Source organism: Streptomyces sp. R41 (genome assembly GCF_041053055.1).
Classification (GTDB): Bacteria; Actinomycetota; Actinomycetes; order Streptomycetales; family Streptomycetaceae; genus Streptomyces.
In genome coordinates, this window is record NZ_CP163443.1 from 7,321,208 (window position 1) to 7,335,467 (window position 14,260).

Annotated in this window: 12 protein-coding genes; all 12 read left to right on the forward strand. The window is 70.5% G+C overall.

The window, feature by feature from the left end; translation table 11 throughout:
- The first annotated feature begins 8 nt into the window (after nt 1-8).
- The 12 genes from AB5J53_RS33505 to AB5J53_RS33560 all read left to right on the forward strand — a co-directional run bounded on the left by AB5J53_RS33505 (nt 9) and on the right by AB5J53_RS33560 (nt 14,235).
- The gene (locus AB5J53_RS33505) at nt 9-395 is read left to right on the forward strand and encodes a hypothetical protein (RefSeq protein ID WP_369249347.1); all 387 of its coding nucleotides are present in this window, start codon (nt 9-11) and stop codon (nt 393-395) included.
- 33 nt (nt 396-428) lie between these two features.
- Nucleotides 429-1,436 carry a methionine synthase gene (locus AB5J53_RS33510; RefSeq protein ID WP_369249348.1) on the forward strand — a complete coding sequence of 336 codons (1,008 nt, stop codon included), beginning with the start codon at nt 429-431 and terminating at the stop codon, nt 1,434-1,436.
- Nucleotides 1,437-1,451: 15 nt separating this feature from the next.
- On the forward strand, nt 1,452-3,644 hold the full coding sequence (gene ligA, locus AB5J53_RS33515; RefSeq protein WP_369249349.1) for an NAD-dependent DNA ligase LigA: 2,193 nt from the start codon (nt 1,452-1,454) through the stop codon (nt 3,642-3,644).
- A gap of 260 nt (nt 3,645-3,904) precedes the next feature.
- Entirely contained in the window at nt 3,905-6,145 is a 2,241-nt protein-coding gene (locus tag AB5J53_RS33520) for a putative bifunctional diguanylate cyclase/phosphodiesterase (RefSeq protein ID WP_369249350.1), read from the forward strand.
- Between the two features lie 478 nt (nt 6,146-6,623).
- Nucleotides 6,624-6,920, forward strand: coding sequence for an Asp-tRNA(Asn)/Glu-tRNA(Gln) amidotransferase subunit GatC (gatC, locus tag AB5J53_RS33525; protein WP_015036350.1), 297 nt, complete (start codon nt 6,624-6,626; stop codon nt 6,918-6,920).
- 4 nt (nt 6,921-6,924) lie between these two features.
- Nucleotides 6,925-8,430, forward strand: a complete 1,506-nt coding sequence (gene gatA / locus AB5J53_RS33530; protein ID WP_369249351.1) for an Asp-tRNA(Asn)/Glu-tRNA(Gln) amidotransferase subunit GatA — start codon at nt 6,925-6,927, stop codon at nt 8,428-8,430.
- Nucleotides 8,427-8,669, forward strand: coding sequence for a hypothetical protein (locus tag AB5J53_RS33535; RefSeq protein ID WP_189188880.1), 243 nt, complete (start codon nt 8,427-8,429; stop codon nt 8,667-8,669). The genes gatA and AB5J53_RS33535 overlap by 4 nt, the downstream gene beginning before the upstream one ends.
- Nucleotides 8,670-8,685: 16 nt before the next feature.
- A complete protein-coding gene (gene gatB, locus AB5J53_RS33540) occupies nt 8,686-10,200 on the forward strand; it encodes an Asp-tRNA(Asn)/Glu-tRNA(Gln) amidotransferase subunit GatB (protein ID WP_369249352.1) in 1,515 nt (504 codons plus the stop codon).
- Nucleotides 10,201-10,299: 99 nt separating this feature from the next.
- Entirely contained in the window at nt 10,300-10,593 is a 294-nt protein-coding gene (locus AB5J53_RS33545) for a hypothetical protein (RefSeq protein ID WP_369249353.1), read from the forward strand.
- A gap of 183 nt (nt 10,594-10,776) precedes the next feature.
- The gene (locus AB5J53_RS33550; protein WP_369249354.1) at nt 10,777-13,020 is read left to right on the forward strand and encodes an MMPL family transporter; all 2,244 of its coding nucleotides are present in this window, start codon (nt 10,777-10,779) and stop codon (nt 13,018-13,020) included.
- A complete protein-coding gene (locus tag AB5J53_RS33555; protein ID WP_369249355.1) occupies nt 12,998-13,573 on the forward strand; it encodes a GNAT family N-acetyltransferase in 576 nt (191 codons plus the stop codon). The genes AB5J53_RS33550 and AB5J53_RS33555 overlap by 23 nt, the downstream gene beginning before the upstream one ends.
- A gap of 35 nt (nt 13,574-13,608) precedes the next feature.
- Complete coding sequence (locus AB5J53_RS33560; RefSeq protein ID WP_369249356.1) at nt 13,609-14,235, forward strand: hypothetical protein; 627 nt, start codon at nt 13,609-13,611, stop codon at nt 14,233-14,235.
- The last annotated feature ends 25 nt before the right edge of the window (nt 14,236-14,260 follow it).

Below are 14,260 nucleotides of genomic sequence, written 5' to 3' on the forward strand. Positions count from 1 at the left end.
AGCCGAGAATGCCGGTCTCGGCGAGCGGGGACGAGATCCGTGCGTGGCCGGACGACACCTGGGCCCGCACGGAGGCCGCCGCACTGCTCGCCGGCGGCGAGGGCCGTCCGCTCGCCGAGCGCTCGGTCGTGGGTGAGGGGTTCGCTCCGGCACCCCTCACCGAACTGCGCGAGCTGACCACCACCGGCGTGTTTCTCGACGACATCTGCCGCTGCCTCGGAAGCCTGACCGTCGCCCTGCTGGACGGCGACGGCGAGTTCATCGGCGGCGGCAGCTTCCACGGCGGCACCGACATCGCCTGGGAGTGGAGCCGCTTCCGCAACAATCTCGAGGTCGCGGCCCCCGGCAGGCTGCTGGACTTCTTGGCGCGCCACAGCACCTACCGGCGTGCCTGAGCTGTGGCCCGGAGCGTTACGTACGCTTCCGGGGTGAGCGAAAACAGCGAGTTCAGGTTCGGTTCCGCCACCGGCATCGGGTCCATGCCGGGTGGTGACGCGCGGGAGGCCGCCAAGACGGTCGTGGGGTCCTGCGAGGACTTCCCGTTCCTCGCGGAGCTGCCCGCGCGCGGGCCCGGGGCGGACATGATCGGGCGGACCGCCGGGATGCTGGTCGAGCTGTACGCGCGCGTGGAGCCCAGCGGCTGGCGGATCGGGGACCGGCCCGGGCGGGACACCAAGCGGGCCCGGTCGTGGCTGGGGGAGGACCTCGACGCCGTTGAGGAGTTCACGCAGGGGTACGAGGGCCCGCTGAAGGTGCAGGCCGTCGGTCCCTGGACGCTCGCCGCCGCGCTGGAGTTGAAGAACGGCGAGGTGGCCCTCTCCGACGCGGGTGCGTACCGGGACCTCGCCGGGTCGCTCGCCGAGGGGCTGCGGCTCCACCTCGACGAGGTGCGGCGGCGCGTCCCCGGTGCCCAGATCGTCCTCCAGCTCGACGAGCCGTCGCTCATCGACGTACTGCGCGGGCAGGTCAAGTCCGCCAGCGGCTACCGGACCCACCGGGCCGTGGACCGCCAGCTCGTCGAGTCAACGCTGCGGGACGTCATCGGGGTTCACGGAGGCGGCCCTGTCGTGGTCCACTCATGCGCACCGGACGTGCCGTTCGCCCTCCTGCGCCGGGCGGGCGTCGCGGCGATCTCCTTCGACTTCGCACTGCTCACCGAGCGTGACGACGACGCGATCGGTGAAACCGTGGAAGGCGGTACCCGGCTCTTCGCCGGTGTCGTCCCCGGCGTGGACGGCCCGTTGTCAGACCCTGCCGGTAGCGTCATGGGTGTCAGGACGCTGTGGCGCAGGCTGGGGCTGAATCCGGGACTTCTCGCGGAGGCGGTCACGGTCACTCCGTCGTGCGGGCTCGCGGGAGCTTCCCCCGACTTCGCCCGCAAGGCACTCGCCCACTGCGTCCGGGCGGCGAGATCCCTCGCGGACAACCCAGAGTAACGGGAGGACAACACGGTGGCCGGCGACAAGCAAGCGGAGACGACGGTGCCCGCCGAGGCACGGGAGAAGCACGCGAAGCTCGCTGAGCAGATCGAGGAGCACCGCTTCCGGTACTACGTGAAGGACGCTCCGGTCGTCAGCGACGCGGAGTTCGACAAGCTCCTGCGCTCCCTGGAGGCGCTGGAGGAGGAGTACCCCGAGCTGCGCACCCCCGACTCGCCGACCCAGAAGGTCGCGGGGGCGTACGAGACGGAGTTCACCGCCGTCCAGCACCGCTCGCGCATGCTCTCCCTCGACAACGCCTTCAGCGACCTGGAGCTGGCCGCCTGGGCCGAGCGCGTCGCCAAGGACGTGGGCACCTCCGAGTACCACTTCCTGTGCGAGCTGAAGGTCGACGGCCTCGCGGTCAACCTCACTTACGAGCACGGCCGCCTCACCCGCGCGGCGACCCGCGGCGACGGCCGTACGGGCGAGGACATCACCCCCAATGTCCGTACGATCGCGGAGATTCCGGACCGCCTGAAGGGCGACCGCGTCCCGGACCTCGTGGAGATCCGCGGCGAGGTCTACTTCCCGATGGAGAAGTTCGAGGAGCTCAACGCCCGTCTGGTGGAGGCCGGCGACAAGCCCTTCGCCAACCCGCGCAACGCGGCGGCGGGTTCGCTGCGCCAGAAGGACCCGCGCGTCACCGCGACCCGCCCGCTGCACATGGTCGTCCACGGCATCGGCGCCCTGGAAGGCTTCGAGGGGCTCACCCGCCTCTCCCAGGCCTACGACCTGCTGCACACCTGGGGCCTGCCGACCACGCAGTACGCCAAGGTGGTCGACGACCTCGACGGCGTACGGGAGTTCATCACCTACTACGGGGAGAACCGCCACTCCGTCGAGCACGAGATCGACGGCGTGGTCGTCAAGCTCGATGAGATCCCCCTCCAGGGACGGCTCGGCTCCACCTCGCGCGCGCCGCGCTGGGCGATCGCCTGGAAGTACGCGCCCGAGGAGGTCAACACCAAGCTCATCAACATCCGCGTCGGCGTGGGGCGTACGGGCCGGGTCACGCCGTACGCGCAGGTCGAACCGGTCACGGTCGCGGGCTCCGAGGTCGAGTTCGCCACCCTGCACAACCAGGACGTGGTGAAGGCCAAGGGCGTCCTCATCGGCGACACGGTCGTGCTGCGCAAGGCCGGTGATGTCATCCCGGAGATCCTCGGCCCGGTGGTCGACCTGCGCGACGGCAGCGAGCGGGAGTTCGTGATGCCGGCCGAATGCCCCGAGTGCGGTACGGCGCTCCGGCCGATGAAGGAGGGCGACGTCGACCTGCGCTGCCCGAACGCGCGCTCGTGCCCGGCCCAGTTGCGCGAGCGGCTCTTCTACCTCGCGGGCCGCAAGGCGCTGGACATCGAGGTCTTCGGGTACGTCGCCGCGGCGGCCCTCACCAAGCCGCTGGAGCCGGCCGAGCCGCCGCTGGTGGACGAGGGCGACCTCTTCGACCTCACCATCGAGAAGCTGCTGCCCATCAAGGCGTATGTCCTCGACCAGGACAGCGGCCTGCCCAAGCGCGACCCGAAAACCGGCGAGGAGAAGATCGCCACGGTCTTCGCCAACCAGCAGGGCGAGCCGAAGAAGAACGCGCTGGCGATGCTGGACAACGTCGCGGCCGCCAAGGACCGCCCGCTCGCCCGCATCCTCACCGGTCTGTCGATCCGTCATGTCGGGCCGGTCGCGGCCGAGGCGCTGGCGCGCGAGTTCCGCTCCATCGACCGGATCGACCAGGCCACCGAGGAGGAGCTCGCCACCACCGAAGGCGTGGGGCCGATCATCGCCGCCTCGCTCAAGGAGTGGTTCGCCGAGGACTGGCACCGGGAGATCCTCCGCAAGTGGCGGGCCGCCGGGGTCCGGATGGAGGAGGAGGGTTCGGGCGAGGACGAGGGGCCGCGCCCGCTCGAAGGGCTCACGGTCGTCGTCACCGGCACGCTCGAACACCACACGAGGGACGGCGCAAAAGAGGCCCTGCAGAGCCGGGGAGCGAAAGTGACCGGATCTGTCTCGAAGAAGACATCTTTCGTAGTGGTGGGCGACAATCCTGGTTCGAAGTACGACAAGGCAATGCAGTTGAAGGTTCCGGTTCTGAACGAGGAGGGCTTCGCCGTCCTGCTCGAACAAGGCCCGGACGCAGCAGCGGAAGTCGCGCTTCCGATCGAGCAGTAGCGGTTGAAGGCCACCCGTTCGGCGCATATCAGATGCATACGGGTGGCCGGGTCGCATTCGGGCAACCGTCGACGACCGGTGCCCGTGGAAGCCTTCTGCGGCCTACTGTTGAGGTGTGCGCCTGCCGTGCCCAGCTGCGGTTGGGGCATCCCCTGCTCTTCGAGAGCCTGGGGAAGGTTTTTCAGACGCGGCGCCGTTGGCAGTTGTCGCCGTCAACGGACCGCGTGGCGTGGGCACCGCCGGCTGTGAGAGGGACGGGAATGGAACCGACCGAGAGCGTCGCCCCTGACTCACGGCTGCGCCTGCGCCGGATGACCGGCGCATGGATGGCCGGCCTCCGGTCGGGGCGGCCTTCGGAGCACGCCGGCACGGATGGGCCGGGCTCCGCACCCCTCACGGCACCCATCGCTCCCGGCGTCGGCAGGCTCACCGCCGAGCGCGGCACCGGCCTGCCCGGCCACGATCCCGAACGGCACGTGTCCTGGCCCGCGCTGCCCGCGGCGGTCGTCGCGGCGGCCGGGTTCGTCCTGGGCGCCGGTTTCTACCGGGCGTTCAGCGGCGACCACGCGCTCTTCCCGTCCGGCACCGTCGGCTGGTCGCTGGCCGTGCTGACCGGCATCATCGTCGGCCATCTCGTCGCCCTCGGCCGGGCCCGCTGGTGGGGCGGCACCGGCTCCGGCGCGGCGCTCACCCTCGCCGTCCTGCTGCTGTACGGCTGGGTGCCCGCAGGAATGGTCAGCCTGACCGTCGTCGTCCTGGTCGGCATCGCGCGCCGCAACCGCTGGCGCCAAGGCGTGCTGCACGGCGCGGTCGACATCCTCGGCATCGGCGCCGGAGCGCTGGTCCTGGCCGCGTTCGAGCGGTTCCCGTCCGTCGAGACGCCCTGGAACCCGCAGACCTGGACGTTCTCAGCCGCTCCCGAGGTGGCGCTGGTCGCGGCCGCGTATCTCGCGGTGACCCGCGCCCTGCTCTGGTACCTGCACGCGCCGCGCACCGGCGGTCTGCCCACCGTCGCCCGTACGGCGCTGGTCAGACAGGGGCTCGTCGCGGTCGCGCTGCTCGGGATCGCGCCGCTGATCTGCGTGGTCGCCATCGCGCTGCCGATCCTGCTGCCGCTGTTCTCGATACCCCTGATCGCCCTCGACTCCACGCTGTGGATCGCCCGCGCGCGGGCGGAGGAGCAGCTGCGCGATCCGCTGACCGGGCTGCCCAACCGGCAGTGGCTGCTCGAACGCACCTGGACAGCTCTGGACGATGCCGAGCGCATTGGTGCGCGTTCCGCCCTGATGCTGATCGACCTCGACCGTTTCCGTTCCGTGAATGACACGCTGGGGCACCTCGCCGGCGACCGGCTGCTCCTCCAAATAGCCGACCGGCTGCGGCTGGCGCTGCCGCGCGGGGCGGAGGCCGCGCGGCTCGGCGGTGACGAGTTCGCGGTGTTACTGCCGGTCGCCGACTCCACCACGTCGGCCACGCGGGTCGCCCGCAACCTTGTCGCCGCGCTCGGCTCGCCGCTCGACCTCGACGGGCTCACCCTCGTCCTGGAGGCCAGCGCCGGGCTCGCCGTCTTCCCCGACCACGCGCTGGACGCGGAGGGGCTGCTGCGGCGGGCGGACGTGGCGATGTATCAGGCGAAGCGGGACCGTACGGGGGTGGAGGTGTACGAGTCCAAGCGGGACTCCAACACCCCGGACCGGCTCGGTCTGCTCGGTGATCTGCGCCGGGCCCTCGACGCCGGTGACGTCGAACTGCACTACCAGCCGAAGGTCCGCTTCGACGGACAGGTGGCCGGCCTCGAGGCACTGGTCCGCTGGGTGCATCCCGAGCGCGGGAAGGTGCCGCCGGACGAGTTCATCGCCATCGCCGAGTCGTCCGGGCTGATGCCCCACCTCACCGAGTACGTGCTCGAGACGGCACTCGGACAGGTCGCGCGCTGGCGGGCGCAGGGCCTGCATGTTCCGGTCGCGGTGAACGTGTCGCCGCGCGATGTGCACACCCCCGGGTTCGCCGGCTCGGTCGCCGCGCGGCTCGCCCGGCACGGGGTCCCCGCGGGGGCGCTGCAGCTGGAGATAACGGAACACGTGCTCCTGGAGGATCCGCAGCGGGCCGCGGACACCCTGGCCGCGCTGACCGGGCACGGGGTGAAGATGTCGCTGGACGACTTCGGTACGGGGTACTCCTCGCTCGTTCATCTGCGCCGGCTACCGGTGAGCGAGCTGAAGATCGACCGCTCGTTCGTCGCACGGCTCGCCGTGGACACGGAGGACGCGGAGATCGTGCGCTGCACGGTCGATCTCGCGCACTCGCTCGGGCTGCTCGTCGTCGCCGAGGGAGTCGAGGACGACGAGACGTGGGAGCGGCTGCGGGACCTGGGCTGTGACGCGGTGCAGGGGTGGCTGGTGGCCGCCGCGATGCCCGCCGAGGAGGCCACGGCGTGGCTTCGCGCCCGGGGGTCGCGGGGGTGGCAGCGGCCGCGGGCGGCCTTGCCGGCCGCGGAGTAAGTCCTACGGTCCGTCGTCGGGTGCGGGTGCGTGGGGGGTTCGTTTGGTTCTCCCGCCCGCGCACCGCCCGTCACTGTTACGTGGACCTCTCCCGTGGGGGTTCCTCACCGTCGGCGGCCACCCGTGCGGTCAGGTCTGCAGCGCCCCGACAGGGGCGCGGGGCGTTGACATCATGCGGCTCCGCCGCGGGGGCGCGCCCAGCCACGGACGGCCCGCAGCTTCTGGACGGCGCGAGGCGGTCGGGCGCCTGCGGCCGTCGCAGCGGCTCGCAGGTGCTGGACTGTGGTGCTCTTGGGCAGCGCGCACGGGCGGTCGCCGACGGCGAGGAACCTCCACGGGAGAGGTCCACTTGTCGGGTAACCGTCACGGGCGGTGCGCCGGTGGGAGAGGGCCCCGGAAGAAACCCGTGCGCGGGCATCCGTACCGGCGCCATAGGATTGGGCCCAAACCACACACACTCACCCCAGAGGATCGCTGCATGCCTGGCATCACGCGCGAGGAGGTCGCCCACCTCGCACGGCTGGCGCGTCTGGAGCTGAAGGGCGAAGAGCTCGACCACTTCGCAGGCCAGCTCGACGACATCATCGGCGCGGTCGCCCGCGTCAGCGAGGTCGCCGACCAAGACGTACCGCCGACCTCTCATCCGCTGCCGCTGACGAACGTCATGCGTGCGGACGAGGTCCGTCCGTCGCTCACCCCCGAGCAGGCGCTCTCCGGCGCCCCGGCCCAGGAGCAGCAGCGTTTCAAGGTGCCGCAGATCCTGGGGGAGGACTAATCACATGACGGACACCAACGTCAACATCATCAAGCTGACGGCCGCGGAGATCGCTGCCAAGATCGCCGCCGGCGAAGTCACCGCCGTCGAGGTCACCGAGGCCCACCTCGCCCGTATCGAGGCCGTCGACGAGAAGGTGCACGCCTTCCTGCACGTCGACCGGGAAGGGGCGCTCGCCCAGGCCCGTGCCGTCGACGCGAAGCGTGAGGCGGGCGAGAAGCTCGGACCCCTCGCCGGCGTTCCGCTCGCGCTCAAGGACATCTTCACCACCGAGGGCATCCCGACCACCGTCGGGTCGAAGATCCTCGAGGGCTGGATTCCGCCGTACGACGCGACCCTCACCAAGAGGCTGAAGGCTGCCGACGTCGTCATCCTCGGCAAGACCAACATGGACGAGTTCGCCATGGGGTCCTCCACCGAGAACAGCGCGTACGGGCCCACGGGCAACCCCTGGGACCTCACCCGCATCCCGGGCGGCTCCGGCGGTGGCTCCTCCGCCGCCCTCGCCTCCTTCCAGTCGCCCCTCGCGATCGGCACCGACACCGGCGGCTCCATCCGCCAGCCCGCGGCCGTCACCGGCACGGTCGGCGTCAAGCCGACGTACGGTGCCGTCTCCCGCTACGGCATGGTGGCGTTCTCCAGCTCCCTCGACCAGGGCGGCCCCTGCGCCCGTACGGTCCTGGACGCGGCGCTCCTGCACGAGGTCATCGCCGGGCACGACCCGATGGACTCCACGTCCATCGACGCGCCCGTCCCGCCGGTCGTGGAAGCGGCGCGCAACGGCTCCGTCGCCGGCATGCGCGTCGGTGTCGTCAAGCAGTTCCGCGGCGAGGGCTACCAGGCCGGTGTCGTGCAGCGCTTCGACGAGGCCGTCGCCGTGCTCAAGGAGCTGGGCGCCGAGATCGTCGAGCTGGACTGCCCGTCCTTCGACCTCGCGCTGTCGGCGTACTACCTGATCGCCCCGTCCGAGTGTTCGAGCAACCTCGCCCGCTTCGACGGCCTGCGCTACGGCCTCCGTACCGGCGACGACGGCACTCGCTCCGCCGAGGACGTCACCTCCCTCACCCGTGAGGCGGGCTTCGGTGACGAGGTCAAGCGCCGCATCATGCTCGGCACGTACGCGCTCAGCTCCGGCTACTACGACGCGTACTACGGCTCCGCGCAGAAGGTCCGTACGCTCATCACGCGCGACTTCGAGAAGTCGTTCGAGCAGGTGGATGTGATCGTCTCCCCGACCACGCCCACCACCGCCTTCCCGATCGGCGAGCGCGCCGACGACCCGATGGCGATGTACCTCGCGGACCTGTGCACCATCCCGACCAACCTGGCCGGCAACTCCGCCATGTCGCTGCCCTGCGGTCTCGCGCCGGAGGACAACCTCCCGGTCGGTCTGCAGATCATCGCCCCCGCGATGAAGGACGACCGTCTGTACAAGGTCGGCGCCGCCGTCGAGGCCGCCTTCGTGGAAAAGTGGGGGCACCCGCTGCTCGAGGAGGCTCCGTCGTTGTGAGTAAGGCGCTGTCCAAGGCCAAGGGCTTCAAGAAGTCCAAGTCCGGTACGTACCTGTCCATCGCGACCACCGCGTTCGGTGCCGTCAGTGTCGCCAAGCAGGCCAAGAAGGCCCGCTCCGAGCACGACACGCTGCGCCTGATCGACGCGGCCGTGTCCGCCGCCGCCATCGTCACCGGCCTCGCCATCCTCTACCGGGAGCTCAAGCGCCTGGGCGACGACGACGTCCTGCTGGGCTGAGAGGGAAGTTTTCACCGTGACCACCACGACCGACCTGGTGTCGTACGAGGACGCGCTGGCGTCGTACGACCCCGTCATGGGCCTCGAAGTCCATGTCGAACTCGGCACCAAGACCAAGATGTTCTGCGGGTGTTCGACCGAGCTGGGCGCCGAGCCCAACTCGCAGACCTGCCCGACCTGCCTCGGCATGCCCGGCTCGCTCCCGGTCGTCAACGCGACCGGCGTCGAGTCCGCCATCAAGATCGGTCTCGCGCTGCACTGCGAGATCGCCGAGTGGTGCCGCTTCGCCCGGAAGAACTACTTCTATCCGGACATGCCGAAGAACTTCCAGACCTCCCAGTACGACGAGCCGATCGCCTTCAACGGCTACCTCGACGTACAGATGGAGGACGGCGAGGTCTTCCGCGTGGAGATCGAGCGCGCCCACATGGAGGAGGACACCGGCAAGTCGACGCACGTCGGCGGTGCCACCGGCCGCATCCACGGCGCCTCGCACTCCCTGCTCGACTACAACCGCGCGGGCATCCCGCTCATCGAGATCGTCACCAAGCCGATCGAGGGTGCGGGCGAGCGCGCCCCCGAGGTCGCGAGGGCATACGTCGCCGAGCTGCGTGAGCTCATCAAGGCGCTCGGTGTGTCGGAAGCCCGTATGGAGATGGGGCAGATGCGCTGCGACGTGAACCTGTCGCTGCGCCCCAACGGGACCGAGAAGTTCGGCACCCGCTCCGAGACGAAGAACGTCAACTCCCTGCGCTCCGTGGAGCGTGCGGCCCGCTTCGAGATCCAGCGGCACGCCGCGGTGCTGAGCTCCGGCGGCACGATCATCCAGGAGACCCGTCACTTCCACGAGGACACCGGGTCGACGACCTCGGGCCGCGTGAAGGAGGAGGCGGAGGACTACCGGTACTTCCCGGAGCCGGACCTGGTGCCGGTGGCGCCCTCCCGCGAGTGGGTCGAGGAGCTGCGCGCGGGCCTGCCCGAGCAGCCGCTCGCGCGTCGCAACCGCCTCCGTGAGGAGTGGGGTGTCTCGGCGCACGACATGCAGTCGATCCTCAACGCCGGTGCCATCGACCCGATCGTCGCCACGATCGAGGCCGGTGCCGACGCCGCCTCCGCCCGCAAGTGGTGGATGGGTGAACTGGCCCGCAGCGCCAACGAGTCGGGCAAGGCCCTGGAGGACCTGCCCATCACAGCGGCGCAGGTCGCCCGGGTGACGCAGCTCGTCTCCTCCGGAGACCTGAACGACAAGCTCGCCCGCCAGGTCATCGAAGGCGTCCTCGCGGGAGAGGGCACCCCGGACGAGGTGGTCGAGAAGCGCGGTCTGAAGGTCGTCTCGGACGAGGGCGCGCTGACCGCCGCCGTCGACGAGGCCATCGCCGGCAACCCCGGTGTCGCGGACAAGATCCGCGGCGGCAAGGTGGCCGCGGCCGGCGCCCTGGTGGGCGCGGTCATGAAGGCCACCCGCGGCCAGGCCGACGCGGCCCGCGTCAAGGAGCTCATCCTGGAGAAGCTGGGCGTCAGCGAGGGCTGAGGCCAGGGTTTTCCTACTCCTAGGGGGATGCATCGGATCCGATGCATCCCCCTAGGCACGTCAACACCCGCACAGGTGTGCGCGCTACGCTGCCGCGCCATGAGTGGAAGCACTGACTCCGAGACGCACGACTTCGAGGATCCGGCGCGGGAGGCGCGGCGGGCGCGTTGGACGGCGGCCGGAACCGGAGCCCTGCTGACCCTCGCCGGCCTCACGGCGTCGGCACTGCGCTCCACCGGTTCCGCGACCGCGCTCGTCCCGGTGTCCTACGCCTCGGGCGCCGCCTTCTGCGCCATCGCGTCCGTGCTCGGGGCCCGGGGGCGCACCAGGCGGTCCCTGTGGCTCATGGTCGCCGGAGTGATGATCATGGCGGTGGGGGACCAATTCGACTGAGCGATGCCTCGCGGGGCGACAGAGTTCACGGGAATGTCCTGTGAGTTGGGCCGCACTCTTGTGAGTACACCCATGAATGAGGAAAACGATCACTTCCGGCTGAAAGAGTGATGGCGTATAAGTCATGCGTTCTTTGCGGGCAGTTCCCGGTAAAGATCCATAAACCACCCAGGGAGCTGGTCCGTGGCAGCCCTCGCGCGTTGGTGTGTCCAGCACCGCCTCGTCGCCGTACTGCTCTGGCTTGTCGCCTTCGGCGGCATCACCGCCGCCGCGTCCATCGCGGGCTCCGCCTACTCGAACGACTACGAAGCACCCGGCACCGAATCGGGCCGCGCCACCCAGCTCCTGCGGGACGGCTTCCCGGGCCTCGGCGGCGACAGCGACACCGTCGTCTGGCACACCACGCCGGGCACCGTGCGCTCCACCGACGTCGAACAGACGATGACCCGCACCCTCGACCGGATCGCGGGTCTGCCCGGGGTGGCCTCCGTCGTCAGCCCCTACGAGGGCCAGGGGGCGGGCCAGATCAGCGCCGACGCACGCACGGCCTACGCCACCGTCACCTTCCACGCCCAGGCCGAGAACATCGACAAGGGCCGGGCACAGGCCGTCGTGGAGGCCGCGAAGGCCGCCGAGACCAAGGGGCTCCAAGTCGAGCTCGGCGGCAGTGCCATCGGGCTCACCGAGTCGTCGGGCGGGCATCTCGCCGAGATCGTCGGCGTGGTCGTCGCCGCCGTGGTCCTCTTCCTCGCCTTCGGCTCGCTCGCCGCCTCCCTGCTGCCCATCGCCACCGCTTTGGTCGGCGTCGGCACCGCGTACGCCGGAATCGTGCTCCTCGGGCACGCCATGACCGTCGCCGACTTCGCCCCCATGCTCGGCATGCTGATCGGGCTCGGCGTCGGCATCGACTACGCGCTGTTCATCGTGACCCGGCATCGGCGGGGGCTGAAACGCGGGCTCCCGGTCGCGGAGGCCGCGCGGAGCGCCGTCGCCACCACGGGGCGGGCCGTCGTCTTCGCGGGCGCCACCGTCTGCATCGCCCTGCTCGGCATGCTCATCCTGCGGCTCGGCTTCCTCAACGGCGTCGCGATCGCCGCCTCCTTGACCGTCATCCTGACCGTCGCGGCCTCCGTGACCCTGCTGCCCGCGCTGCTCTCCTTCATCGGTCCACGCGCGTTGAGCCGCCGGGAGCGGCGCAGGCTGTACGAGCACGGGCCCGAACCGGAGCTCCCGACCGGGTTCGCGGCCCGCTGGTCCGTCTTCGTGGAACGGCACCCCAAGCTGCTCGGCGCCGTCGCCGTCGTCGTCATGGCACTGCTCGCCCTGCCCACGCTCTCGCTCCGCCTGGGGACCTCCGACCAGGGCAACGACCCGAAGTCGGCGACCACGCGACAGGCGTACGACCTGATCGGGGAGGGATTCGGACCCGGCGTGAACGGGCCCCTCACCCTCGTCACGAAGGTCCGCGGCGCCGAGGACAAGCTCGCGCTCGACAACCTGGACGCCACGCTCCGGGCGACCGAGGGCGTCACGTCGGTGACCCCGGTGACGTACAACACCGGTGGCGACACCGCCTACCTCACCGTCGTCCCGAACTCCGCGCCGCAGTCCCAGAAGACCAGCGACCTCGTCAACCGGCTGCGCACCGACGTCCTGCCACGCGCCGAGGCGGACACCTCGCTCGACGTGCGCGTCGGCGGTGTGACGGCCGGCTACGACGACTTCGCGGACGTCATCGTCGGCAAACTGCCGCTTTTCGTGGGCGTCGTGATCGGGCTCGGCTGCGTCCTGCTGCTGCTCGCCTTCCGTTCCATCGGCATCCCCCTCAAGGCGGCCGTGATGAACATCGCCGCCGTGGCGGCCGCCTTCGGAGTCGTCGTCGCGATCTTCCAGTGGGGCTGGGGCAGCGAACTGCTCGGCCTCGGCCGCGCGGGTCCGATCGAGCCCTTCCTGCCCGTGATCATGGTGTCCGTCCTCTTCGGACTCTCCATGGACTACCAGGTCTTCCTGGTCAGCCGGATGTACGAGGAATGGCTGGAGACCGGCGACAACCGGCGGGCGGTCCGGGTCGGCCTCGCCGAGACCAGCCGTGTGATCAACTCCGCCGCCGTCATCATGATCTCGGTCTTCCTCGCCTTCGTGCTCAGCGGCGACCGCGTCATCGCGATGTTCGGCATCGCCCTCGCCTCCGCCGTCGCCCTCGACGCCTTCGTCCTGCGTACGCTCCTGGTGCCCGCCCTGATGCACATGCTGGGTGGCGCCAACTGGTGGCTGCCCCGCCGGCTCGACAAGCGGCTGCCGCGCATCAGCATCGAGCCGCCCGAGTGCCGCGCCGCCCATGAGAGGCTGGCCGCTGCGACGGACGCCGAGGTGGCGGACGTACTGGCGAAGGAGCGGCAGCGGGATGTACGCGATATCTCTGGGTGACGACGGAGCCGAACTGCGCCCCCTGGAGCCGTGGCACGCCGAGGAGTTCCTGGCGCATCTGGACCGGGGGAGGGAGTTCATCCAGCAGTTCATCCCCTTCGGGGCGAAGACCACGGACGTGGCGTCCGCGCGGGAACAGCTCCAGCGGTACGCCGACATGCGCGCCGCCGACACCGGGTCCCTGCACGGCCTGTGGCTGAACGGGAAGCTCGTGGGCGGGGTGCTCTTCCTGAACTTCGACGCGGAGTACGGCAACTGCGAGGTCGGGTGCTGGCTGGAACCCGCCGGCGCCGGACGCGGGCTGGTCACCCGCGCCATGCGGGTGCTCATCGACTTCGCCGTCGAGCAGCGCGGCATCCACCGGATCGAATGGGTCGCCGCCTCGGGGAACGAGCCGAGCCTGAACGTGGCGCGTCGGCTCGGCATGACCCGGGACGGGGTGCGCCGGGAGGCCCACCCTTATCGAGGCGTACGGCACGATCTCGAGGTGTGGTCCGTCCTCGCCCCCGAGTGGCGCGAGGCACGCGCGCGTGGCGCTCACAACGATCATTAAGAAACTTCTCAGAGAGCGTCCGTACGGTGCGGGGCATGGGAACCAAGACTGTTGACGAGGCCGTGGACGAGAACGGCACCGAGGCGAAGAGCGACCAGGAGACCGTGGACGCCACCACGGCCGACGGACCTGCGAAGACCGTGGACGTCACCAAGGCCGACGGGTCTGCCGACACCGAGGCCGGGGCCGAGGTCGAGGAGCAGAACGAGGCAGAGGCCGAGGACGAGATCGAGGCGGGCGACGACGCTTCCGAGGCCGAGAAGGGTGCCTCCGGAGTCGGCCAGGGCGCCGCGGCCGTGGTCTCCGCCGCGCTCGGCCTCATCTCGCTCTCCGGCGGCTGGATAGGCACCGTGGCCGCCGCGCGCGAGACGCTCGTCGGCCAGCTGCAGACCTCGCAGACCGCGAGCGTCGCCAAGCAGGTCAAGGAGATCTACGGCGACGCCTGGGCGACCACGGCGTTGGTCGGCGGCCTCTTCGCCCTGGCCGCGCTGGTCGTCGGCGTCGTGGTCCTGGTCCGGCCCGCCTTCGGGGCCCCCGGCAAGCCGCAGGCCGCCTGGATCAAGTCGGTCGCCTGGGCGGGCGTCTCGCTCGGTGTCATCGGCCTGGTCCTCGCGGTCGCCAAGTACTCCGACCTCCTGCTCGGACTGCCCTCCACCAGCTGAATCTCCGTACCTCTGAGGGGCCTTA